The sequence below is a fragment of the Pseudomonas sp. P4_C4 genome (assembly GCF_056402055.1).
This window is the reverse complement of the sequence record NZ_JBFUID010000003.1, coordinates 91,411-113,677: the sequence shown is the minus strand read 5'-3', so window position 1 is coordinate 113,677 and position 22,267 is coordinate 91,411. Positions and strand designations below refer to the sequence as shown.

The following is a 22,267-nucleotide window of genomic DNA, read 5'->3' as shown; positions in this document are numbered from 1 at the left end:
CGGTATCCAGACAAAAGTGACAGATAGCAAAACGCCCCACTAGGGGGCGTTTTGAGTGGTTATCCACAGTGTAAATCAGGCAGCTGCTTTGGTAGCCGCTTCGATCTTACGCGTGATGTACCACTGTTGGGCGATCGACAGGCAGTTGTTCACTACCCAGTACAGCACCAGACCCGCCGGGAACCACAGGAAGAAGAAGGTGAAGATGATTGGCATCAGTTTCATCACCTTGGCCTGCATCGGATCCGGTGGAGTCGGGTTCAACTGCTGCTGGATGAACATGGTTGCACCCATGATGATCGGCAGAATGAAGAACGGATCCTTGATCGACAGGTCAGTGATCCACAGCATGAACGGCGCCTGGCGCATTTCGACGCTTTCCAGCAGAACCCAGTACAGCGAGAGGAAAACCGGCATCTGCACGAGGATTGGCAAGCAACCACCCAGCGGATTGATCTTCTCTTTCTTGTACAGCTCCATCATGGATTGCGACATTTTCTGCCGGTCATCGCCATGTTGCTCTTTCAGCGCGGCCAGTTTCGGTGCCACTGCACGCATGCGCGCCATGGATTTGTAGCTGGCAGCCGACAGCGGGAAGAAAATCCCTTTGATCAGCATGGTCAGGAAGATGATCGACCAGCCCCAGTTACCCACAATGGCGTGGATGTGTTGCAGCAACCAGAAGATCGGTTGGGCGATGAACCACAGAATGCCGTAGTCGACCGTCAGTTCCAGACCTGGGGACAACTCTTTCAGCACGGCCTGGCTTTTCGGACCGGCGTACAGAACAGCACTGGTCTCGGCCTTGGCACCCGGCGCAACACTCATCGATGGGCCGGTGTAGCCGATGATGTAGTTGCCTTTGCTGTCTTTACGGGTCTGGACGACGTTGTTTTCGCCCTTGGCCGGAATCCATGCGGTCACGAAGTAGTGCTGCAACCAGGCAACCCAACCGCCAGTGATGGTTTCTTTCAGCGGCGCCTTGTCCATGTCCTTCATGGACACTTTCTTGTACGGCTCGGAACTTGTCCACAGGGCAGCGCCCAGGTAAGTCGCGGTGCCGGTGGCGGTTGTGGAAGATGGATCGGCGCTGGCGTCACGCTTCAATTGCGCGAACATCGCACCGGACCAGGGCTGAGCGCTCTGGTTGTCGATCAGGTAGGAAACGGTTACGTCGTACAGGCCGCGTTTCAGGGTGAAACGCTTGATGTAGTTGACGCCGTCCTTGCTGAACTTCAGGTCTACGACCAATTGGTCCTGACCGTCAGCCAGTTGATAAACCTTCTTCTCCGAGGAATAAACCGGACGACCGGCCGGATTGGCATCCGGACCATTGCTGCCGATCAGACCGCTTTGCGCCAGATAAGTACGTTCGCCGCCGTTATCGAACAGCTGGAACGGAATTTCCGGGTGATCCTGACGACGCGGATACAGCGGCAGGGTCAGTTGGGCAACATCGCCACCTTGTGGGTCGACAGCCAGGTCCAGTACATCCGTTTTGATCTGGATGAGGTCCTTGCTCACAGCCACCGGCGTTTCAGCAGGTGCACTGGTGTCGCTTGCAGCACGTGGAATGTCGTCACTGGCGGAAGCGTTGGAGCCAGATGCCGTATCCGGCAGGCCCGATGCAGTCGTATTGGTGGCAACATTCTGAGTCGGCAGGGCAGCCTGGCCATAGTCCTGGTTCCATTTAAGAACCATAACGTAGGACACGATTGCCAGGGCGACGATCAGGATCGTGCGTTTGATATCCATGATTACTCGGCCATCGAAGAAGAACGGGAGGTAGGGATAGGTGGAACCGGGTCATAACCACCGGGATTCCACGGATGACAGCGACCTAAACGACGAAAGGTCAGCCAGCCACCGCGAAGAAGGCCATGATTTTCGATGGCTTCTAACGCGTAGCAGGAACAACTGGGGTAGAAACGACAGTGACTGGCCATCAGGGGACTAATGGCATAGCGATAAAACTGGATCGGAACGAGTGCCAGTTTACGCATCTGGACTGTCTACCCCTACAGTTTCGGTTTTGACTGCTGGTACCGGCGAACTGCGAGCCAGACGTTTCCAGAGTTTGCCGAAATGCTGAATCAATTCGGGGTTTTCTACATCACCCAAACCTTTGCGCGCGACGATAACGATGTCCCAACCGACCAGAGAGTCCTGGTTCAGGCGAAACGATTCGCGCATCAGACGTTTGAGGCGATTGCGCTCGACGGAGAGCTTTACGCTCTTTTTCCCGATAACCAACCCGAGACGGGGGTGATCGAGATCGTTGTTGCGCGCAAGGAGCAGGAGATTTTTCCCCGGAACCTTGCCGGTAGGGGAGTCAAAGACTGCCTTGAATTGCCGGGGGGTAAGCAGACGCTTTTCCCGACTGAAGTCCTGACTCACCTCCAGTGCCGGATTATCAAACTGCCAGACGCGCACGACCTTTGGCGCGACGACGCGACAGGACGGCACGACCGTTCTTGGTAGCCATGCGAGCACGGAAACCGTGGGTACGAGCGCGTTTGATAGTGCTTGGTTGGAAAGTACGTTTCATTGTCGTGTTACCTGGTTCGTCCACAACGGGCCGGAATGGCCCCCGTTTTAAGAGACCGGGGATTCTAGAGAAAGCAAGCCTTCAGGTCAATTTCCAACCAGCGTTTCCTTATAAATAGATCTCCGGGCGTTTTGCGCTGAACGAACCGTTGGCAAATATAAAAATAAGAAAGGAAAGTATTTAAAGCTTTTCTGTAAAGCTTATAAAAGCTAGGCCCGCACCCATCTGTGGATAAGTCGATTCAGCCCTTGTGTTACCTGATGTACAGAGAATGACAACTACAGTGGAAAACAGTGTTCAGCCTGTGCTGCGCTGTCGGATAACCTGTGTGTGGAAGCTCGGTTTATCCACAGGCCGGTTATCCACCGAGTTCCGCCCCCACTTGTGCAATGACCTTAACCCCGGTTATCCACAGAGCTTATGCACAGACCACTGGTCGTCTTTTTTGCGTATAAAACGGCGATTCTTCTTGGTCGATGAACCACCTTCGTGTGGATAAGTCGGCGTCTGGTCGCTACAATGGCCGCTTGTTTTTGCCTCACCGGCTTTCAACTTAGGGGATATCCGTGTCAGTGGAACTTTGGCAGCAGTGCGTGGAGCTTTTGCGCGATGAGCTGCCTGCCCAACAATTCAACACTTGGATCCGTCCACTACAGGTCGAAGCCGAAGGCGACGAGTTGCGTGTCTATGCACCCAATCGTTTTGTTCTGGACTGGGTCAACGAAAAGTACCTGGGGCGTGTTCTCGAATTGCTCGATGAGCACGGCAATGGCATGGCGCCTGCGCTTTCCTTGTTAATAGGCAGCAAACGCAGTTCGGCACCCCGTGCCGCGCCCAATGCTCCCCTGGCTGCCGCCGCTTCCCAGGCCCAGGCTGCTCAAGCGCCTGCCAGTCCACCGCCAGCACCTGCCGCCGCATCGACCAAACGTACGACGCGAAAAGTGGATGAGGTCACCGAGCAAGAACCTTCTCGTGACAGCTTCGACCCCATGGCCGGCGCCAGTTCGCAACAGGCCCCGGTTCGCGCCGAGCAACGTACCGTGCAGGTCGAAGGTGCGCTCAAGCACACCAGTTACCTGAATCGCACCTTTACCTTCGAGAACTTCGTTGAAGGTAAATCCAACCAGTTGGCGCGCGCCGCCGCCTGGCAGGTGGCAGACAACCCCAAGCACGGTTACAACCCGCTCTTCCTTTATGGTGGCGTCGGCCTGGGTAAAACCCACTTGATGCACGCTGTGGGTAACCATCTATTAAAGAAGAACCCGAATGCCAAGGTGGTGTACCTGCATTCCGAGCGTTTTGTGGCGGACATGGTCAAGGCTCTGCAACTGAACGCGATCAACGAGTTCAAACGCTTCTACCGTTCGGTGGATGCATTGCTGATCGATGACATTCAGTTCTTTGCCCGCAAGGAGCGTTCCCAGGAAGAGTTTTTCCACACCTTCAACGCCCTGCTCGAAGGTGGCCAGCAGGTCATTCTCACCAGTGACCGCTACCCGAAGGAAATCGAAGGCCTTGAAGAACGTCTCAAATCCCGTTTTGGCTGGGGCCTGACCGTAGCGGTCGAGCCGCCGGAGCTGGAAACCCGCGTGGCGATCCTGATGAAGAAGGCCGATCAGGCCAAAGTCGAGTTGCCGCACGACGCCGCGTTCTTCATTGCCCAACGCATTCGCTCCAACGTACGTGAGCTGGAAGGCGCGCTCAAACGCGTGATCGCGCACTCGCACTTCATGGGCCGCGATATCACCATCGAGCTGATTCGCGAATCCCTGAAGGACTTGTTGGCGTTGCAGGATAAACTGGTCTCTGTGGATAACATTCAGCGCACCGTCGCCGAGTACTACAAGATCAAGATATCCGATTTGCTGTCCAAACGCCGTTCGCGTTCGGTCGCTCGTCCGCGTCAGGTCGCCATGGCGTTGTCCAAGGAACTGACCAACCACAGCCTGCCGGAAATTGGCGATGTGTTTGGCGGTCGCGACCATACAACGGTCTTGCACGCGTGCCGCAAGATCAACGAACTTAAGGAATCCGACGCGGACATCCGCGAGGACTACAAGAACCTGCTGCGTACACTGACCACTTGATGAATACCAGCGCAGCTAATTAAGGCAAGGGACTAGACCATGCATTTCACCATTCAACGCGAAGCCCTGTTGAAACCCCTGCAACTGGTCGCAGGCGTCGTCGAGCGCCGACAGACCTTGCCGGTGCTTTCCAACGTGCTGCTGGTTGTCGAAGGCCAGCAATTGTCGCTGACCGGTACCGACCTGGAAGTCGAGCTGGTCGGTCGTGTTCAACTCGAAGAGCCGGCGGATCCGGGTTCCATCACCGTGCCGGCGCGCAAGCTGATGGACATCTGCAAAAGCCTGCCGAACGATGCGCTGATCGACATCAAGGTCGATGAGCAGAAGCTCGTGGTCAAAGCCGGCCGTAGTCGCTTTACCCTGTCGACACTACCGGCCAACGATTTCCCTACCGTGGAAGAAGGCCCGGGTTCGCTGACCTGCAGCCTGGAGCAAAGCAAACTGCGTCGTCTGATCGAGCGCACCAGCTTCGCCATGGCCCAGCAGGACGTGCGTTACTACCTTAATGGCATGCTGCTGGAAGTGTCCGCTGGCGTGATCCGCGCCGTGGCCACTGACGGTCACCGTCTGGCCATGTGCTCGATGCAGGCCGATATCGGTCAGCCGGATCGTCACCAGGTCATCGTGCCGCGTAAAGGTATCCTCGAGCTGGCTCGTCTGCTCACCGAGCCAGACGGCAATGTCAGCATCGTGCTGGGTCAGCACCACATCCGCGCCACCACCGGTGAGTTCACCTTCACCTCGAAGCTGGTCGACGGAAAATTCCCGGACTATGAGCGTGTTCTGCCTAAAGGCGGCGACAAGCTGGTACTGGGCGATCGCCAGGCGCTGCGCGAAGCGTTCAGCCGTACCGCGATTCTGTCCAACGAGAAGTACCGTGGTATCCGTCTGCAACTGGCCAGCGGTCAGCTGAAGATCCAGGCGAACAACCCGGAGCAGGAAGAAGCGGAAGAAGAAGTGGGCGTTGAATACAACGGTGGCTCTCTGGAAATCGGCTTCAACGTGAGCTACCTGCTCGACGTACTGGGCGTGATGACCACCGAGCAGGTTCGTCTGATCTTGTCCGACTCCAACAGTAGCGCGCTGGTGCAGGAATCGGATAACGACGACTCGGCCTACGTTGTCATGCCGATGCGTCTGTAATCTTGCTCAGCAGAAGCTAGATGTCCTTAAGTCGCGTCTCGGTCACCGCGGTGCGCAATCTGCATCCGGTGACCTTCTCCCCCTCCCCCCGCATCAATATTCTTTACGGCGCCAACGGCAGCGGCAAAACCAGTGTTCTGGAAGCCATTCATCTGCTGGGGCTTGCCCGTTCGTTTCGCAGCACCCGTCTGTTGCCGGTCATTCAATACGAACAGCTTGCCTGTACAGTATTTGGCCAGGTTGAACTGGCGGAGGGAGGGCATAGCGCCCTGGGCATCTCACGGGATCGCCAAGGTGAATTCCAGATCCGTATCGATGGGCAGAACGCACGCAGTGCCGCGCAACTGGCCGAGATCCTTCCGCTGCAACTGATCAATCCGGACAGCTTTCGATTGCTGGAAGGTGCGCCGAAAATTCGCCGACAGTTTCTCGACTGGGGCGTGTTCCACGTGGAACCGCGCTTCATGTCAACCTGGCAGCGCTTGCAGAAGGCCCTGCGCCAGAGAAACTCTTGGCTGCGGCATGGTACACTTGACGCCGTTTCGCAAGCGGTTTGGGACAGGGAACTGTGCCAGGCCAGCGCTGAAATTGATGAATACCGCCGCGCTTATATCAAAGCCTTGAAACCAGTCTTTGAACAAACCTTGAGCGATCTGGTTGAGCTTGAAGGCTTGACGCTCAGCTATTACCGCGGCTGGGACAAGGACCGTGAACTGAGTGCTGTGCTCGCTGGGTCTCTTCAGCGGGACCAGCAAATGGGGCATACCCAGGCCGGACCACAACGCGCTGATTTGCGTCTCAGACTGGGTGCGCACAACGCCGCGGACATCTTGTCCCGTGGCCAGCAGAAGTTGGTGGTTTGCGCATTGCGGATTGCCCAAGGGCACTTGGTCAGCCAGGCTCGGCGCGGTCAATGTATTTATCTGGTGGATGACTTGCCGTCCGAGCTGGACGAGCACCACCGTCGTGCGCTTTGCCGCTTGTTGGAAGACTTACGCTGCCAGGTCTTTATCACCTGTGTAGATCACGAATTATTGAGGGAAGGCTGGCAGACGGAAACGCCAGTCGCTCTGTTCCACGTGGAACAGGGCCGTATCACCCAGACCCACGACCATCGGGAGTGAAGGCATTGAGCGAAGAAAATACGTACGACTCAACGAGCATTAAAGTGCTGAAAGGCCTGGATGCCGTACGCAAACGTCCCGGTATGTACATTGGTGACACCGACGATGGCAGCGGTCTGCACCACATGGTGTTCGAAGTGGTCGATAACTCGATCGACGAAGCTCTCGCCGGCCACTGCGACGACATCAGCATCATCATTCACCCGGATGAGTCCATCACCGTTCGTGACAACGGTCGCGGCATCCCGGTAGACGTGCACAAAGAAGAAGGCGTTTCGGCAGCCGAGGTCATCATGACCGTGCTGCACGCCGGCGGTAAGTTCGACGACAACTCCTACAAAGTATCCGGTGGTCTGCACGGTGTAGGTGTGTCGGTGGTGAACGCACTGTCCAAAGAACTGGTCCTGACCGTTCGCCGCAGCGGTAAAATCTGGGAACAGACTTACGTCCACGGTGTTCCACAAGAACCGATGAAAATCGTTGGTGAGAGTGAAACCACGGGCACCCAGATTCACTTCAAGCCATCGGCCGAGACGTTCAAGAACATCCACTTCAGCTGGGACATCCTGGCCAAGCGGATTCGTGAACTGTCCTTCCTCAACTCCGGTGTCGGCATCGTCCTCAAGGATGAACGCAGCGGCAAGGAAGAGTTGTTCAAGTACGAAGGCGGCCTGCGTGCGTTCGTTGAATACCTGAACACCAACAAGACTGCGGTCAACCAGGTGTTTCACTTCAACATTCAGCGCGAAGACGGCATCGGCGTGGAAATCGCCCTGCAGTGGAACGACAGCTTCAACGAGAACCTGTTGTGCTTCACCAACAACATTCCACAGCGCGACGGCGGTACTCACCTGGTGGGTTTCCGTTCCGCGCTGACGCGTAACCTCAACACCTACATCGAAGCAGAAGGCCTGGCGAAGAAGCACAAAGTTGCCACCACCGGTGACGATGCCCGTGAAGGCCTGACTGCGATCATTTCGGTGAAAGTACCGGATCCGAAGTTCAGCTCCCAGACCAAAGACAAGCTGGTTTCTTCCGAAGTGAAGACCGCGGTCGAACAGGAAATGGGCAAGTACTTCTCCGACTTCCTGCTGGAAAACCCGAACGAAGCCAAGCTGGTCGTCGGCAAGATGATCGATGCGGCGCGTGCTCGTGAAGCGGCGCGTAAAGCCCGTGAAATGACCCGTCGCAAAGGTGCGCTGGATATCGCCGGCCTGCCGGGCAAACTGGCCGACTGCCAGGAAAAAGACCCTGCCCTTTCTGAACTTTACCTCGTGGAAGGTGACTCTGCTGGCGGCTCCGCCAAGCAGGGACGTAACCGTCGGACCCAAGCCATCCTGCCGCTGAAGGGCAAGATCCTGAACGTCGAGAAGGCGCGTTTTGACAAGATGATCTCTTCGCAAGAAGTGGGCACCTTGATCACCGCGCTGGGCTGCGGCATCGGCCGCGACGAGTACAACATCGACAAGCTGCGTTACCACAACATCATCATCATGACCGATGCTGACGTCGACGGTTCGCACATCCGTACCCTGCTGCTGACCTTCTTCTTCCGTCAGTTGCCGGAGCTGATCGAACGCGGCTACATCTACATCGCTCAGCCGCCGCTGTACAAAGTGAAGAAAGGCAAGCAAGAGCAATACATCAAAGACGACGACGCCATGGAAGAGTACATGACGCAGTCGGCCCTGGAAGATGCGAGCCTGCACCTGAACGAAGAAGCTCCTGGCATTTCCGGTGAAGCACTTGAGCGTCTGGTGAATGACTTCCGTCTGGTGATGAAGACCCTCAAGCGTCTGTCGCGCCTGTACCCACAGGAGCTGACCGAGCACTTCATCTACTTGCCAGCGGTGAGCATGGAGCAACTGTCCGATCACGCAGCGATGCAAGATTGGCTGGCTCAGTACGAAGTTCGCCTGCGCACCGTCGAGAAGTCCGGCCTGGTTTACAAAGCCAGCCTGCGTGAAGACCGTGAACGTAACGTCTGGCTGCCAGAGGTCGAACTGATCTCCCACGGCCTGTCGAACTACGTCACCTTCAACCGCGACTTCTTCGGCAGCAACGATTACAAGACTGTTGTTTCCCTCGGCGCTCAACTGAGCACCCTGCTGGACGACGGCGCGTATATCCAGCGTGGCGAGCGCAAGAAGCCGGTGACCGAGTTCAAGGAAGCCCTTGAATGGCTGATGGCTGAAAGCACCAAGCGTCACACCATCCAGCGATACAAAGGTCTGGGCGAAATGAACCCGGATCAGCTATGGGAAACCACTATGGACCCAAGCCAGCGCCGGATGCTCAAAGTGACCATCGAAGACGCCATTGGCGCGGACCAGATCTTCAACACCCTGATGGGTGATGCGGTCGAACCTCGTCGTGACTTCATCGAAAGCAACGCCCTGGCGGTGTCCAACCTGGACTTCTGATCCCGGTCGACGCCAACGAAAAGGCCAATGCATTTGCATTGGCCTTTTTTATTACCTGCGTTTCACTCGCTCGCCGACGCCACACTCTCCAACCGATACCCATACCCATAAATCGTCAGCAACTGCCAACCGCGATCCGCCGTCAGCCCAAGTTTGTTGCGCAGGCGATAGATGTGAGTGTCCAGCGGTCGCGACGACGACATTTCTTCATGGGGCCAGAGTCGTTCGTACAGGTAATCCCGCGACAGCGGTCGACCGAGGTTGCTGAACAGGCAATGCGCCAGGCGGTATTCGCGTTCGGTCATGACGATCGGTTTGCCGTCGCGAGTGACGGTCAGTTCGGCGTCGTCGAACACCAGATCATTGAAGCTCAACCCTTCGGCAGTCGCGCGCTGCTGGCCATGTCGGCGCAGAACCGCGCCAACACGGGCTTTCAGTTCATTGGGGCGGAACGGTTTGCTGACGTAGTCGTCGGCGCCAGCATTCAGGGCCTGAACGATATCGCTTTCGCCGTCGCGACTGGTGAGCATGATTGCCGCCGGCGGCGCTTCCATATGTTCGCGGGTCCATAGCAGCAATGACAAACCCGTGCGGTCTGGAAGTTGCCAGTCGAGGATCAGCAGGTCGAAGGTCTCCCGACGCAGTTGGCGCAACAGGTCTTCGGCCCGTTCGAAGCTGTGCAGCGCCCACGGCTGCTCTCCGGTTTCGGCCATCTGTTGCAGGCTTTGTTCGACCCGGCGCAGTTCGGCGGGCTCATCGTCCAGAATCGCAATGCGCATACACGGTGATTCCTTGTCGCTTGGGCAGCTCTTTATCGACGATAGCGGCTCAATCGATACAGTGAAAGCAAGCGGCCCGCCGTTGGTCGCGGCGTCCGCTATGATTCTTTGAGTCGACACCTCTGGCGTAGGAATCATGAAACCATTCACCCCGCCCTGCCCTGTTGGCCATGTTTGACCAACGCCGCCGTGAAAGCCGAGAGCCAAGCCAGGTACAGCGATTGTTTCGGCAATTGGTCCGCGAGTGGTTGTGGATAAGTCTCGTGCTGTTGCCGCTGACAACGTTGCTGTCCTATCGCGCGCAAATCAACTTGGGCGATGCATCCCCAGGCTTGAGTGCATGGCTTTCCCTTGGTCTGGTGACGTGCGTGCTTGGGCTGTTGCTGTGGCGCCCACGCCTGGCGCTCTGGCTGACGCTCACGGGGATGGCTTGTGCGTTGCTGACCAGCGCTGGCCTCGCGGAGCTCAAGCGCTGGTGGTGGTCACCGACGCCTGCGGTGCTGGGTATGCTGTTTGGTTATCTGATCTGGAACTGGCGGCGCCTCAGTGTGGTGCTGACCTATTTCGGTTGGGAATTGGCGCGGCTGGACAGCGAGCCGAAAGTGTTTCCGGAGCGCCGTCGTGCCCAGTATCCCGGTGGCGACCGTTTGCAGAAGCAGATCATGGCGCTGGAACAAGCCATGAGCCTGACCCGCGATACCCACCGATTCATCGCCGATGGTCTGGAGTACTTGCCGGTGGCCACGTTGATCAGCGATCCCCAAGGGCAGATTCTGCTCGGCAACCGCAAGGCCCGTGACCTGTTTGGTGGGAATCTGGTCGGTGATGATGTGCTAGAGCGACTTGAACGGCTCGGTTACCCGGATATGAGCCGCAGGCCGGGTTCGCCTTTATCGACACTGCCGCTGCTTGAGTTTCGCGACCTCAAGGAGCGTAGCCTGCGTCTGGAGCGTGCCGAGCTGTTACCAGTAGACGGGGAAACCCCTGTCGGCTGGTTGTGGAACCTGACTGATCTGAGTGTCGAACGTGATGCAGAAGAGCAACGCGCAGTCCTGTTGCGTTTTCTGTCCCACGACCTGCGGGCACCCCACTCGGCCATCCTCGCGCTGCTCGATGTGCATCGTCATCAGGTGGGCGGTGATCTGCAACTCTTCGATCAAATCGAAAGGCAGGTGCGCCGGGCCCTGGAACTGACTGACGGTTTCGTACAACTGGCGAGGGCCGAGTCCGAGGCTTATCAGTTTCAGCCGAGCCTGTTTGCGATGCTGGTGCTGGATGTGTTCGATCAAGCGCTGCCCATCGCGCAGCTGAAACAGATCGAACTGGTTCATCAAGTGGAAGAGGAGGCCCAGGAAAGTCTGGTTCTGGCGGATCAGGCGCTGCTGACTCGGGCGTTGTTCAATCTGCTGGAAAATGCCATCAAGTACAGTGTTTCAGGTACTCGTATCCATTTGCGCGTCAGTCAACGCGACGGCTGGCTGATCTGTGAGCTCATCGATCAGGGCAAAGGCATCGCCGCTGAGGAGTTACCCGAACTGTTCAGCCAATACCGACGCTTTTCTTCCGCCCAGGGTATCGATGGTGTGGGATTGGGATTATCGATGGTCAAAGCCGTTGTGGATCGGCACGGCGGGCGAGTCGAGTGTCAGAGCGAGGTGGGTCAGGGCACGACATTCAGGCTGCAATTTCCGCTGTTTACAGAATGAAAGCGAGCGATCCAGGTCGACAGTCAGCGATTGCTCCGGGCATAAAAAAACCGGCTATATCAGCCGGTTTTTTTACGTCCGAAAAAAACTTATGCACGTTTTTATGGTTTTTATCTCTCTGAGAAATATGTAAAAAAATCATAAAGTTACGTACAAATAACGACGGTTTTCAATGAAACGGTACACAGGTTATCCACAGAATCTCAGACAGCCACCTGATCGTTTGAAACCGGCGCTTGCGGAGCCGGTGGCAGCGAGCCCATTTCCCGTTGCATCTGCTCGTTCCACGCCTGGACCCGGTCGTTCAATTCGGCAATGGCTCGTGGCCCGTTGCCTTCGGCATACATCGGCTCGCCAATGATCACAGTGATGATGCCCTGCTTCTTCGCCCAACCGGTTTTCGGCCAGAACTTGCCTGCGTTGTGCGCAATCGGCAGCACCGGCAATTCGGCATTGACCGCTAATGCGCTGCCACCGCGCGAGAACTTTCCGACGGTGCCGAAAGGAACGCGCGTGCCTTCAGGGAAGATCAGCACCCAGACATTGTCCTTGAGCAGTTCATCGCCCTTCTTCGCAACATGCTTGAGTGCGGCTTTCGGGTTGTCGCGATCGATGGCGATCGGTCGCAGCATGGCCATGGCCCAACCGAAGAACGGCACATAGAGCAATTCACGTTTGAGCACCTGGCTCAGCGGTGAAAAGTAGGCAGAGAGAAAGAACGTCTCCCACGTGCTCTGGTGGTTCGACTGAATGACGCAAGGCCGTTCAGGTACGTTCTCGGCACCCTTCACTTCGTAGCGGATACCCAGAAACACTTTGCTCAGCCATAAGGCGCAGCGGCACCAGTACACGTTGATAAAGCGGTAACGTGCCTTGAATGGCAGAAACGGCGCGATAAAAAAGCTCAGGCTGCACCACAGCAAGGAGCTGGTGCCCAGCAGCAGGTAAAAGAGGAAGGTTCTGATGGCCTGCAATATCGACATGGTGACGTTTACCGTTGCGGGAATTGCCCGTCCTATATAAAGCGCACTTCCCTTTCATCCCTGGTCAGGACCAATCGAAGCGCACACTTACTCAAGGGCATTTGTGGATAAGTTCTGCGGCAATCGCCGCCAGATCGTCAAAAATCAATGTGCCTACCGGAAGGGTCTTGCCCAAAGTCTTTTCGCCTTTCCCGGTCTTTACCAAAACTGGCTGTGAATCGACGGCTTTGGCGGCTTCCAGGTCACCAAGGCTGTCGCCGACGAACCAGAGATTGGTCAGCGACACGTTGTAATGAGCGGCGATGGTTTTCAACATCCCGGGTTTCGGCTTGCGGCAATCGCAGCCTTCGTCCGGCCCGTGCGGGCAGTAGACGATCAGGCCGACTTCACCGCCCTGCTCCGCCACCAGCGCGCGCAAGCGCTCGTGCATGGCGTCCAGAGTGGCGAGGTCGTAATAGCCGCGAGCGATGCCCGACTGGTTGGTAGCGACCGCTACCGTCCAGCCGGCCTTGCTCAACTGCGCGATGGCCTCGATTGATCCGGGGAGCGGAATCCACTCCTCCACCGACTTGATGTAAGCGTCGGAGTCGTAATTGATCACCCCGTCCCGATCGAGAATCAGCAGTTTCAACAGCAGTCCCTCAACCCAGCAGCGAAATGTCGGCAACGCCGAGGAACAAACCACGCAGACGCGCCAGCAATGCATAACGGTTGGCGCGGACTTTTGCGTCCTCCGCATTGACCATCACGGCTTCGAAGAACGCATCGACCGGCTCGCGCAAGGCGGCCAGACGCGCCAGCGATTCGCTGTACTGACGGGTCGCAGCCATTGGCTGCACCGCTTGATCCGCTTGCTGGATCGCCGAGTACAGGGAGAACTCGGCGGCGTTGTCGAAGTACTTGGCTTCGACGGTGGTCGGCATGCTGCCTTCGAGTTTGCTCAGCAGGTTCGATACGCGCTTGTTCACCGCGGCCAGTGCAGCGGCTTCCGGCAATTTGCGGAACGCTTCCACCGCTTGTACGCGCTGATCGAAATCCAGGGCCGAACCCGGTTTCAGGGCACGTACCGACAGGTAGGTGGCGACGTCGACGCCTTCGTCTTCGTAACGGGCACGCAGACGGTCGAAGATGAACTCCAGCACCGAATCAGCCAGGCCGGCAGCCTTGACCTTGCTGCCGAACGAGTTGACGGCGAAGGCCACGGCGTCGGTCAGGTCGAGGTCGAGCTTCTTGTCGATCAGGATCCGCAGCACACCGAGCGCGGCACGGCGCAGGGCATACGGGTCTTTGCTACCGGTGGGCAGCATGCCGACACCGAAGATCCCGACCAGGGTGTCGAGCTTGTCGGCGATCGCCACGGCCGCACCGGTCAGGGTGGTCGGCAGTTCAGCACCGGCACCGCGCGGCATGTATTGCTCGTTCAGCGCCAGCGCGACATCTTCCGGCTCGCCATCGTTGAGGGCGTAGTAGTAACCGGCGACACCTTGCATCTCCGGGAACTCACCGACCATCTCGGTCGCCAGATCACATTTGGACAGCAGACCGGCACGCGCCGCCCATTGAGCGTTACCGCCAATGTGTGGAGCGATGAACGCGGCCAGTCTGGAAACGCGTTCGGCCTTGTCGTAGACGCTGCCGAGTTTTTCCTGGAACACCACGTTTTGCAGGCGCAGGTTGAAGTCTTCGAGCTTCTGCTTCTTGTCTTGCTTGAAGAAGAACTCAGCGTCGGTCAGGCGTGGGCGAACCACTTTCTCGTTACCGGCGATGATCTGCTGTGGATCTTTGCTCTCGATGTTGGCCACGGTAATGAAACGTGGCAGCAACTTGCCGTCGGCGTCCAGCAGGCAGAAATATTTCTGGTTGTCCTGCATGGTGGTGATCAGCGCTTCTTGCGGCACATCGAGGAAGCGTTCCTCGAACGAGCACACCAGCGGCACTGGCCATTCGACTAGCGCGGTCACTTCATCGAGCAGGGCTGGCGGAACGATTGCCGTGCCTTCCTGACGGGTGGCCAGCTCTTCGGTGCGCTTGCTGATGATCTCGCGACGCTCGTTGGCGTCGGCCAGCACATAGGCGGCACGCAGGTCGGCCAGGTAGCTGGACGGCGAGCCGATGCGCACGCTTTCCGGGTGGTGGAAGCGGTGACCACGGGAATCGCGGCCGGCCTTCTGGGCGAGGATGGTGCAATCGATGACCTGGTCACCGAGCAGCATCACCAGCCATTGGGTCGGACGAACGAATTCTTCCTTGCGCGCGCCCCAACGCATGCGTTTCGGGATCGGCAGGTCGTTCAGGGAATCTTCGACGATGGTCGGCAGCAGGCTCGCGGTCGCCTTGCCGGCGATGCTCTGGCTGTAGCGCAGCTTCGGGCCGCTCTGATCGATTTCGCTCAGATCGACGCCGCACTTCTTGGCAAAGCCCAGTGCCGCTTGGGTCGGGTTGCCTTCGGCATCGAACGCGGCCTGACGTGGCGGGCCGTCGAGGTTGATGCTGCGGTCCGGCTGCTGGGTGGCCAGTGCGGTGATCAGCACGGCCAGGCGGCGCGGGGCGGCATAAACGGTTTTGCTTTCGTAGTTCAGGCCGGCGGCTTGCAGGCCCTTGTCGATACCGGCGAGGAACGCCTCGGCCAGGGTGTTCAGGGCTTTGGGTGGCAGTTCTTCAGTGCCCAGTTCAACCAGAAAATCCAGAGCACTCATTGTGCAGCCTCCAGCTTGGCCAGTACTTCATCACGCAGGTCCGGGGTCGCCATCGGGAAGCCCAGCTTGGCACGAGCCAGCAGGTAGGCTTGCGCAACGGAACGCGCCAGGGTGCGTACACGCAGGATGTATTGCTGACGCGCGGTCACCGAGATCGCCCGGCGCGCATCCAGCAGGTTGAAGGTGTGGGAAGCCTTCAACACCATTTCGTAGCTCGGCAACGGCAGCGGCTGGTCGAGTTCGATCAGGCGCTTGGCTTCGCTTTCGTAGAAATCGAACAGTTCGAACAGCTTGTCGACGTTGGCGTGTTCGAAGTTGTAAGTGGACTGCTCCACTTCGTTCTGGTGGAACACGTCGCCGTAGGTCACTTTGCCGAACGGGCCATCAGCCCAGACCAGGTCGTAGACCGAGTCCACGCCTTGCAGGTACATGGCCAGGCGCTCGAGACCGTAGGTGATCTCGCCGGTCACCGGATAGCACTCGATGCCGCCCGCTTGCTGGAAGTAGGTGAACTGGGTCACTTCCATGCCGTTGAGCCAGACTTCCCAGCCCAGACCCCAGGCGCCAAGGGTCGGCGATTCCCAGTTGTCTTCGACGAAGCGGATGTCGTGGACCAGCGGGTCCAGGCCGACGTGCTTGAGGGAGCCCAGGTACAGTTCCTGGAAGTTGTCCGGGTTCGGCTTCAGGACCACCTGGAACTGGTAGTAGTGCTGCAGACGGTTCGGGTTTTCGCCGTAGCGGCCGTCAGTCGGACGGCGGCTTGGCTGCACGTAGGCGGCGTTCCAGGTTTCCGGGCCGATGGCGCGCAGGAATGTAGCAGTGTGGAAAGTGCCGGCGCCTACTTCCATATCGTAGGGCTGAAGTACCACACAACCTTGCTCGGCCCAGTATTGCTGGAGGGCGAGGATCAAGTCTTGGAAGGTACGCACGGCTGGCGTAGGCTGGCTCACGAAATTCACCTGTTTCTTGGGCTGCGATTTAAAGAGCGGGAGTATACCCGATTCATGGCTGCGCACGCCCCCTGGAGCCTTATGCCACGCTGCTTTTGGTGTTCCGAAGATCCGCTGTACATGGCTTATCACGATCAGGAGTGGGGCACGCCGCTACGCGATGCGCAGGGATTGTTCGAGTTGCTTTTGCTCGAAGGGTTCCAGGCCGGCCTTTCCTGGATCACCGTGCTGCGCAAACGCGAGCATTATCGTCAGGTGATGTTCGGTTTTGATGTCCAGCGCGTGGCGCAGATGAGCGATGCCGAAATCGACGAGTTGATGCTCGATCCGGGCATCATCCGCAACCGCCTCAAGCTCAACGCGGCCCGGCGCAATGCCCAGGCCTGGCTGGCGCTGGAGGACCCGGTGGAATTTCTCTGGTCGTTCGTCGGTGGCACGCCTGTGATCAATCATTTCAAGGATCGCAGCGAAGTGCCGGCCGTGACGCCGCCCGCCGTGGAAATGAGCAAAGGCTTGAAAAAAGCCGGTTTCACCTTCGTCGGGCCGACCATTTGCTACGCGCTGATGCAGGCCTCGGGCATGGTCATGGATCACACCCGCGATTGCGACCGCTACGCGCAGCTGGCGAACGCCGGTTAGAATGGCCGCCTCGCGCACAGCACAAGATCAGGAGTGACCTGTGGATAAGTTGAAAGGCGCCTTGCTGGTAGGCGCTCTGCGGCTGTTTGCCCTGCTTCCGTGGCGGGCCGTGCAGGCCGTGGGCTCGGCAATTGGCTGGGTCATGTGGAAAACCCCGAACCGTTCCCGCGACGTGGTACGGATCAATCTGTCCAAGTGCTTTCCGGACATGGACCCCGCCGAGCGTGAACGCCTGGTGGGCCAGAGCCTGAAGGATATCGGCAAGTCCCTGACCGAAAGCGCCTGTGCCTGGATCTGGCCGGCCCAGCGCTCCATCGACCTGGTGCGCGAGGTCGAGGGCCTCGACATATTGAAGGACGCCCTCGCCTCCGGCAAAGGCGTGGTCGGCATCACCAGCCACCTGGGCAACTGGGAAGTGCTCAACCACTTCTACTGCAGCCAGTGCAAACCGATCATTTTTTACCGTCCGCCCAAATTGAAGGCGGTGGATGAATTGCTGCAAAAGCAGCGGGTGCAACTGGGTAACAAGGTCGCTGCTTCCACCAAGGAAGGCATCCTCAGCGTCATCAAGGAAGTGCGCAAAGGGGGGGCAGTGGGCATTCCGGCTGACCCGGAACCGGCCGAATCCGCCGGGATCTTCGTGCCGTTCTTTGCCACTCAGGCCTTGACCAGTAAATTCGTGCCGAACATGCTCGCGGGTGGCAAAGCGGTCGGCGTGTTCCTGCACGCCCTGCGTCTGCCCGACGGTTCGGGCTACAAAGTGATCCTCGAAGCCGCGCCAGAAGCCATGTACAGCACCGATACCGCGGAGTCTTGCGCGGCCATGAGCCAGGTGGTCGAGCGCTATGTGCGGGCGTATCCGAGCCAGTACATGTGGAGCATGAAGCGCTTCAAGAAGCGTCCGCCGGGTGAAGCTCGCTGGTATTGATGCAAAAAATCAAAAGATCGTCCGAACGCGGCCCGAGCCTTCGGACGATCTTTTGATCTTTATTGGCCTGCGTGCGCCTGACGCTCGAGCTTCTTCAGGAACACCGTCATTTCCTTCTCGGCCTGTTTGTCACCATGGCCGCGAGCAGCTTCCAGGCCTTGCTCCCAGGCTTGCCGCGCGGCCGCAAAGTCCGCCAGCGCCAGATGGGCCTTGCCCAGTAGTTTCCACGCCGCCGAATACTTCGGATCGAATTCGACGCAGCGTTGAAAATGCTCCACTGCCTTGGCGTTCTCCCCCAGATCCAGATAGCCCTTGCCCAGGCCGAAGCGTAGCAAAGCGTTATCCACACCTTTGGCGAGCATTTTTTCCAGGGATTCGATCATTGGTGGATTCCTTTTTGGGGCGTGTCAGGAAGTTATCCGGGATCTGGAAGTCCGCTATCGCGAGCAAGCTCGCTCCCACAGTTGATCTTCAGAAACACAAATGGTGTGTACGACCGAGAACCCTGTGGGAGCGAGCTTGCTCGCGATGAGGCCAGTCTGATCACCAGAAAAATCTGGATCAGAAGAAGCTCAACCCCACATGGAACAGCTTCTCCACATCGCGAATATGCTTTTTATCCACAAGGAACAAAATCACATGGTCGCCCGTTTCGATCACGGTGTCGTCATGGGCAATGATCACTTCTTCGTCGCGGATAATCGCACCGATAGTGGTGCCCGGTGGCAGGCCGATGTTCTCGATGGCCTTGCCGATCACCTTGCTCGATTTCGCATCGCCATGGGCGATCGCCTCGATGGCTTCTGCCGCACCCCGGCGCAGTGAGTGCACGCTGACGATGTCGCCCCGGCGCACGTGGGCCAGCAAGGTGCCAATGGTCGCCAGTTGCGGGCTGATGGCGATGTCGATGTCGCCGCCCTGGATCAGATCGACATAAGCCGGGTTGTTGATGATGGTCATCACCTTCTTCGCACCGAGGCGTTTGGCCAGCAGCGAAGACATGATATTGGCTTCGTCGTCGTTGGTCAGGGCCAGGAACAGATCGGCGTCGGCAATGTTCTCTTCCATCAACAGGTCGCGGTCCGAAGCGCTGCCCTGCAACACCACGGTGCTGTCGAGGTGGTCCGAGAGATGACGGCAACGTGCCGGATTCATCTCGATGATCTTTACCTGATAACGGCTTTCGATGGCCTCGGCCAGACGCTCGCCGATCTGCCCGCCACCGGCGATGACGATGCGTTTGTAGGTTTCGTCGAGACGGCGCATTTCGCTCATGACCGCGCGAATGTTCGCTTTGGCGGCGATGAAAAATACTTCGTCGTCGGCCTCGATCACCGTGTCGCCTTGGGGCAGGATCGGTCGGTCGCGACGGAAAATCGCCGCGACGCGGGTTTCCACGTTCGGCATGTGTTCGCGCAGCTGCCGCAGTTGCTGACCCACCAGCGGCCCGCCGTAATAAGCCCGCACGGCCACCAGTTGCGCCTTGCCTTCGGCGAAGTCGATCACCTGCAAGGCGCCGGGATGCTGGATCAGGCGCTTGATGTAGTTGGTAACCACTTGTTCCGGGCTGATCAGCACGTCCACCGGAATCGCTTCGTTCTGGAACAACTGCTCTTCGCGGGTCAGGTACGCGGCTTCGCGAACCCGGGCGATTTTGGTCGGAGTGTGGAACAGGGTGTGGGCGACCTGGCAGGCGACCATGTTGGTTTCGTCACTGTTGGTCACCGCGACCAGCATGTCGGCGTCATCGGCCCCGGCCTGACGCAGCACGGTCGGGAATGAACCGCGACCCTGCACCGTGCGGATGTCCAGGCGGTCGCCGAGGTCGCGCAGGCGTTCGCCATCGGTGTCGACCACGGTGATGTCGTTGGCTTCGCTGGCCAGGTGTTCCGCCAGCGAACCGCCCACCTGCCCTGCTCCGAGGATGATGATTTTCATCCATTCACTCCATTGAATCCATTTAACCGCGAGCGGCGGCGATCTTGATCAGCTTGGCGTAGTAGAACCCGTCGTGGCCGCCTTCCTGGGCCAGCAACTGGCGACCATGGGGCTGTTTGATGCCGGCCGCCGTGGCGAGGTCCAGTTCACGGGCGCCCGGCGTGCGGGCGAGGAAGGCTGCGATGACTTCAGTGTTTTCGGTCGGCAGCGTGGAACAAGTGGCGTACAGCAGAATGCCGCCCACCTCCAACGTGTTCCACATGGCGTCGAGCAATTCGCCTTGCAGCAGCGCCAGCGCGGCGATGTCGTCGGGTTGGCGGGTCAGCTTGATGTCCGGGTGACGACGAATCACACCGGTGGCCGAACATGGCGCGTCCAGCAGGATGCGCTGGAACGGCTTGCCGTCCCACCACGCCTGGGTGTCGCGGCCGTCGGCGGCAATCAGTTCGGCGCTCAGTTTCAGGCGTTCGAGGTTTTCCCGCACCCGCACCAGGCGCTTGGCCTCCAGGTCTACCGCCACGACGCCGGCCAGTTTTGGCTCGGCTTCGAGAATATGGCAGGTCTTGCCGCCGGGTGCGCAGCAGGCGTCCAGCACCCGTTGGCCCGGCGCCAGATCCAGTAGATCAGCGGCCAGTTGCGCGGCTTCGTCCTGCACACTGATCCAGCCTTCGGCGAAACCCGGCAGGCTGCGTACGTCAGCGGCGGCTTCGAGCACGATACCGTCGCGGCTATAGACACACGCAGTCGCGACGATACCGGCGTCGGTCAACAAGCCGAGGTAGGCGTCACGGCTGTGGTGGCGACGGTTGACCCGCAGGATCATCGGCGGATGCGCGTTGTTGGCGGCGCAGATGGCTTCCCATTGCTCTGGCCAGAACGCCTTCAGGGATTTTTGCAGCCAGCGTGGGTGCGCGGTGCGCACCACCGGATCACGCTCCAGCTCGGCGAAAATCGTTTCGCTTTCGCGCTGAGCGTTACGCAGAACCGCGTTGAGCAAGGCCTTGGCCCATGGTTTTTTCAACTTGTCGGCGCAACCGACCGTCTCGCCAATCGCGGCATGGGCCGGGACGCGGGTGTAGAGCAACTGATAGAGGCCGACCAGCAACAGGGCCTCGACATCGGCGTCGGCGGCTTTGAACGGCTTCTGCAGCAGTTTGGCCGCCAGTGCCGACAAGCGTGGCTGCCAGCGCGCGGTGCCGAACGCCAGGTCCTGGGTGAAACCGCGATCACGGTCTTCGACCTTGTCCATCTGGGTCGGCAGTGAGCTGTTGAGCGAAGCTTTTCCGCTCAGGACGGCAGCGAGTGCCTTGGCGGCGGCCAGACGCGGGTTCATTGAGTGTCCGCCGCTTGACCGAGGATCGTGCCGGTGGCGAATTTCTCACGGCGGCTGTTGAACAGGTCGCTGAAGTTCAGCGCCTTGCCGCCGGGCAATTGCAGACGGGTCAGGCACAAGGCCTGCTCACCGCACGCGACGATCAGACCGTCCTTGCTGGCGCCGAGGATTTCACCCGGGGCACCTTTGCCTTCGGCGAGGTTCGCGGCCAGCACTTTCAGGGCTTCGCCGTTCAAGGTGCTGTGGGTGATCGGCCACGGATTGAAGGCACGCACCAGACGCTCCAGCTCAATCGCCGGGCGACTCCAGTCGATGCGTGCTTCGTCCTTGTTCAATTTGTGCGCATAGGTAGCGAGGCTGTCGTCCTGCACTTCGCCCTCCAGGGTTGCGGCGGCGAGGCCGGCAATCGCCTGGACCACGGCCGGCGGGCCCATTTCGGCCAGACGATCGTGCAGGCTGCCGCCGGTGTCTTCGGCGCTGATCGGCGTGGCGACTTTCAGCAGCATTGGCCCGGTATCGAGGCCGGCCTCCATACGCATCACGGTCACGCCGCTTTCGGCGTCCCCCGCTTCCACGGCGCGCTGGATCGGCGCCGCACCACGCCAGCGCGGCAGCAGCGAGGCGTGACTGTTGATGCAACCCAGGCGCGGAATATCCAGCACCACTTGCGGCAGGATCAGGCCGTAGGCGACCACCACCATCAAGTCCGGCTTCAGTGCAGCCAGTTCAGCCTGAGCATCTTCGTTGCGCAGGGTCGGCGGTTGCAGCACCGGGATATTGTTCTCTAGAGCAAGCTGCTTGACCGGGCTCGGCATCAGTTTTTGCCCGCGACCGGCCGGACGATCCGGTTGGGTGTAGACCGCGACGATCTCGTAAGGGCTGTCGAGCAGGGCCTTGAGGTGTTCGGCGGCGAATTCCGGGGTGCCGGCAAAGACAATGCGCAGTGGCTCAGTCATGGGTGACGTCTCTTGAAAAGAAAAAGGCTTGCCG

General features: G+C 58.8%; 20 protein-coding genes. 7 read left to right on the top strand and 13 right to left on the bottom strand.

Features of this window, described 5'->3' with window-relative positions:
• Window positions 1–75: 75 nt before the first annotated feature.
• The 4 genes from yidC to rpmH are packed head-to-tail and all read right to left on the bottom strand — an operon-like array spanning window position 76 to window position 2,548.
• Complete coding sequence (gene yidC, locus AC1DXW_RS03615) at window positions 76–1,755, bottom strand: membrane protein insertase YidC (protein WP_477754445.1); 1,680 nt, start codon at window positions 1,753–1,755, stop codon at window positions 76–78.
• 2 nt (window positions 1,756–1,757) lie between these two features.
• The gene (gene yidD, locus AC1DXW_RS03610) at window positions 1,758–2,003 is read right to left on the bottom strand and encodes a membrane protein insertion efficiency factor YidD (RefSeq protein ID WP_010207715.1); all 246 of its coding nucleotides are present in this window, start codon (window positions 2,001–2,003) and stop codon (window positions 1,758–1,760) included.
• Complete coding sequence (gene rnpA / locus AC1DXW_RS03605) at window positions 1,996–2,397, bottom strand: ribonuclease P protein component (RefSeq protein WP_056727027.1); 402 nt, start codon at window positions 2,395–2,397, stop codon at window positions 1,996–1,998. The genes yidD and rnpA overlap by 8 nt, the downstream gene beginning before the upstream one ends.
• 16 nt (window positions 2,398–2,413) lie before the next feature.
• Window positions 2,414–2,548, bottom strand: a complete 135-nt coding sequence (gene rpmH / locus AC1DXW_RS03600; protein WP_003213577.1) for a 50S ribosomal protein L34 — start codon at window positions 2,546–2,548, stop codon at window positions 2,414–2,416.
• 566 nt (window positions 2,549–3,114) lie between these two features.
• On the opposite strand from rpmH, the gene dnaA reads away from it, so the two are divergent.
• From dnaA to gyrB, 4 genes are read left to right on the top strand one after another with little or no spacing between them, the layout of a single operon-like run.
• The gene (gene dnaA, locus AC1DXW_RS03595) at window positions 3,115–4,635 is read left to right on the top strand and encodes a chromosomal replication initiator protein DnaA (RefSeq protein WP_477759768.1); all 1,521 of its coding nucleotides are present in this window, start codon (window positions 3,115–3,117) and stop codon (window positions 4,633–4,635) included.
• A gap of 39 nt (window positions 4,636–4,674) precedes the next feature.
• Window positions 4,675–5,778 carry a DNA polymerase III subunit beta gene (gene dnaN / locus AC1DXW_RS03590; protein ID WP_007969885.1) on the top strand — a complete coding sequence of 368 codons (1,104 nt, stop codon included), beginning with the start codon at window positions 4,675–4,677 and terminating at the stop codon, window positions 5,776–5,778.
• Between the two features lie 20 nt (window positions 5,779–5,798).
• Window positions 5,799–6,902 (top strand): DNA replication/repair protein RecF, encoded by a 1,104-nt coding sequence (recF, locus tag AC1DXW_RS03585; RefSeq protein ID WP_007985068.1) that lies wholly within the window; start codon window positions 5,799–5,801, stop codon window positions 6,900–6,902.
• Between the two features lie 5 nt (window positions 6,903–6,907).
• Window positions 6,908–9,325, top strand: coding sequence for a DNA topoisomerase (ATP-hydrolyzing) subunit B (gyrB, locus tag AC1DXW_RS03580; RefSeq protein WP_057397325.1), 2,418 nt, complete (start codon window positions 6,908–6,910; stop codon window positions 9,323–9,325).
• A 62-nt stretch (window positions 9,326–9,387) separates the two neighbouring features.
• Here the strand turns inward: gyrB and AC1DXW_RS03575 are convergent, their stop codons facing one another.
• Complete coding sequence (locus AC1DXW_RS03575; RefSeq protein WP_477755070.1) at window positions 9,388–10,104, bottom strand: response regulator transcription factor; 717 nt, start codon at window positions 10,102–10,104, stop codon at window positions 9,388–9,390.
• Window positions 10,105–10,274: 170 nt separating this feature from the next.
• Between AC1DXW_RS03575 and AC1DXW_RS03570 the strand changes: the two genes are divergently transcribed.
• A complete protein-coding gene (locus AC1DXW_RS03570; protein ID WP_477755069.1) occupies window positions 10,275–11,810 on the top strand; it encodes a sensor histidine kinase in 1,536 nt (511 codons plus the stop codon).
• Window positions 11,811–12,013: 203 nt separating this feature from the next.
• Here AC1DXW_RS03570 and AC1DXW_RS03565 read toward each other — a convergent pair whose 3' ends face one another.
• The 4 genes from AC1DXW_RS03565 to glyQ all read right to left on the bottom strand — a co-directional run bounded on the left by AC1DXW_RS03565 (window position 12,014) and on the right by glyQ (window position 16,439).
• The gene (locus AC1DXW_RS03565; RefSeq protein ID WP_477759767.1) at window positions 12,014–12,793 is read right to left on the bottom strand and encodes a lysophospholipid acyltransferase family protein; all 780 of its coding nucleotides are present in this window, start codon (window positions 12,791–12,793) and stop codon (window positions 12,014–12,016) included.
• 91 nt (window positions 12,794–12,884) lie between these two features.
• On the bottom strand, window positions 12,885–13,430 hold the full coding sequence (gene gmhB / locus AC1DXW_RS03560; RefSeq protein ID WP_477755072.1) for a D-glycero-beta-D-manno-heptose 1,7-bisphosphate 7-phosphatase: 546 nt from the start codon (window positions 13,428–13,430) through the stop codon (window positions 12,885–12,887).
• Between the two features lie 4 nt (window positions 13,431–13,434).
• Window positions 13,435–15,489, bottom strand: a complete 2,055-nt coding sequence (gene glyS / locus AC1DXW_RS03555; protein ID WP_477755067.1) for a glycine--tRNA ligase subunit beta — start codon at window positions 15,487–15,489, stop codon at window positions 13,435–13,437.
• The gene (gene glyQ, locus AC1DXW_RS03550; RefSeq protein WP_003187265.1) at window positions 15,486–16,439 is read right to left on the bottom strand and encodes a glycine--tRNA ligase subunit alpha; all 954 of its coding nucleotides are present in this window, start codon (window positions 16,437–16,439) and stop codon (window positions 15,486–15,488) included. The genes glyS and glyQ overlap by 4 nt, the downstream gene beginning before the upstream one ends.
• A gap of 81 nt (window positions 16,440–16,520) precedes the next feature.
• Here glyQ and tag point away from each other — a divergent pair, with 81 nt between their 5' ends.
• The gene (gene tag, locus AC1DXW_RS03545) at window positions 16,521–17,078 is read left to right on the top strand and encodes a DNA-3-methyladenine glycosylase I (RefSeq protein WP_477755066.1); all 558 of its coding nucleotides are present in this window, start codon (window positions 16,521–16,523) and stop codon (window positions 17,076–17,078) included.
• 40 nt (window positions 17,079–17,118) lie between these two features.
• Entirely contained in the window at window positions 17,119–18,006 is an 888-nt protein-coding gene (locus AC1DXW_RS03540) for a lysophospholipid acyltransferase (protein ID WP_477755065.1), read from the top strand.
• Window positions 18,007–18,065: 59 nt separating this feature from the next.
• On the opposite strand, the gene AC1DXW_RS03535 is transcribed toward AC1DXW_RS03540, so the two are convergent.
• From AC1DXW_RS03535 to fmt, 4 genes are all read right to left on the bottom strand, one after another.
• Window positions 18,066–18,389 carry a tetratricopeptide repeat protein gene (locus tag AC1DXW_RS03535; RefSeq protein WP_223459118.1) on the bottom strand — a complete coding sequence of 108 codons (324 nt, stop codon included), beginning with the start codon at window positions 18,387–18,389 and terminating at the stop codon, window positions 18,066–18,068.
• A 178-nt stretch (window positions 18,390–18,567) separates the two neighbouring features.
• A complete protein-coding gene (gene trkA / locus AC1DXW_RS03530) occupies window positions 18,568–19,944 on the bottom strand; it encodes a Trk system potassium transporter TrkA (RefSeq protein WP_429386834.1) in 1,377 nt (458 codons plus the stop codon).
• A 22-nt stretch (window positions 19,945–19,966) separates the two neighbouring features.
• Window positions 19,967–21,277, bottom strand: a complete 1,311-nt coding sequence (rsmB, locus tag AC1DXW_RS03525) for a 16S rRNA (cytosine(967)-C(5))-methyltransferase RsmB (RefSeq protein WP_477754539.1) — start codon at window positions 21,275–21,277, stop codon at window positions 19,967–19,969.
• A complete protein-coding gene (fmt, locus tag AC1DXW_RS03520; protein WP_477754538.1) occupies window positions 21,274–22,233 on the bottom strand; it encodes a methionyl-tRNA formyltransferase in 960 nt (319 codons plus the stop codon). The genes rsmB and fmt overlap by 4 nt, the downstream gene beginning before the upstream one ends.
• Window positions 22,234–22,267 lie beyond the last annotated feature (34 nt).

Bases quoted from the DNA above. Each gene is read 5' to 3' on its own strand.
- rsmB (WP_477754539.1), bottom strand. From the start codon at position 21,277: ATGAACCCGCGTCTGGCCGCCGCCAAGGCACTCGCTGCCGTCCTGAGC.
- glyS (WP_477755067.1), bottom strand. From the start codon at position 15,489: ATGAGTGCTCTGGATTTTCTGGTTGAACTGGGCACTGAAGAACTGCCA.
- AC1DXW_RS03575 (WP_477755070.1), bottom strand. From the start codon at position 10,104: ATGCGCATTGCGATTCTGGACGATGAGCCCGCCGAACTGCGCCGGGTC.
- yidC (WP_477754445.1), bottom strand. From the start codon at position 1,755: ATGGATATCAAACGCACGATCCTGATCGTCGCCCTGGCAATCGTGTCC.
- recF (WP_007985068.1), top strand. From the start codon at position 5,799: ATGTCCTTAAGTCGCGTCTCGGTCACCGCGGTGCGCAATCTGCATCCG.
- fmt (WP_477754538.1), bottom strand. From the start codon at position 22,233: ATGACTGAGCCACTGCGCATTGTCTTTGCCGGCACCCCGGAATTCGCC.
- trkA (WP_429386834.1), bottom strand. From the start codon at position 19,944: ATGAAAATCATCATCCTCGGAGCAGGGCAGGTGGGCGGTTCGCTGGCG.
- AC1DXW_RS03535 (WP_223459118.1), bottom strand. From the start codon at position 18,389: ATGATCGAATCCCTGGAAAAAATGCTCGCCAAAGGTGTGGATAACGCT.
- AC1DXW_RS03565 (WP_477759767.1), bottom strand. From the start codon at position 12,793: ATGTCGATATTGCAGGCCATCAGAACCTTCCTCTTTTACCTGCTGCTG.
- yidD (WP_010207715.1), bottom strand. From the start codon at position 2,003: ATGCGTAAACTGGCACTCGTTCCGATCCAGTTTTATCGCTATGCCATT.
- rpmH (WP_003213577.1), bottom strand. From the start codon at position 2,548: ATGAAACGTACTTTCCAACCAAGCACTATCAAACGCGCTCGTACCCAC.
- AC1DXW_RS03570 (WP_477755069.1), top strand. From the start codon at position 10,275: ATGTTTGACCAACGCCGCCGTGAAAGCCGAGAGCCAAGCCAGGTACAG.
- dnaN (WP_007969885.1), top strand. From the start codon at position 4,675: ATGCATTTCACCATTCAACGCGAAGCCCTGTTGAAACCCCTGCAACTG.
- tag (WP_477755066.1), top strand. From the start codon at position 16,521: ATGCCACGCTGCTTTTGGTGTTCCGAAGATCCGCTGTACATGGCTTAT.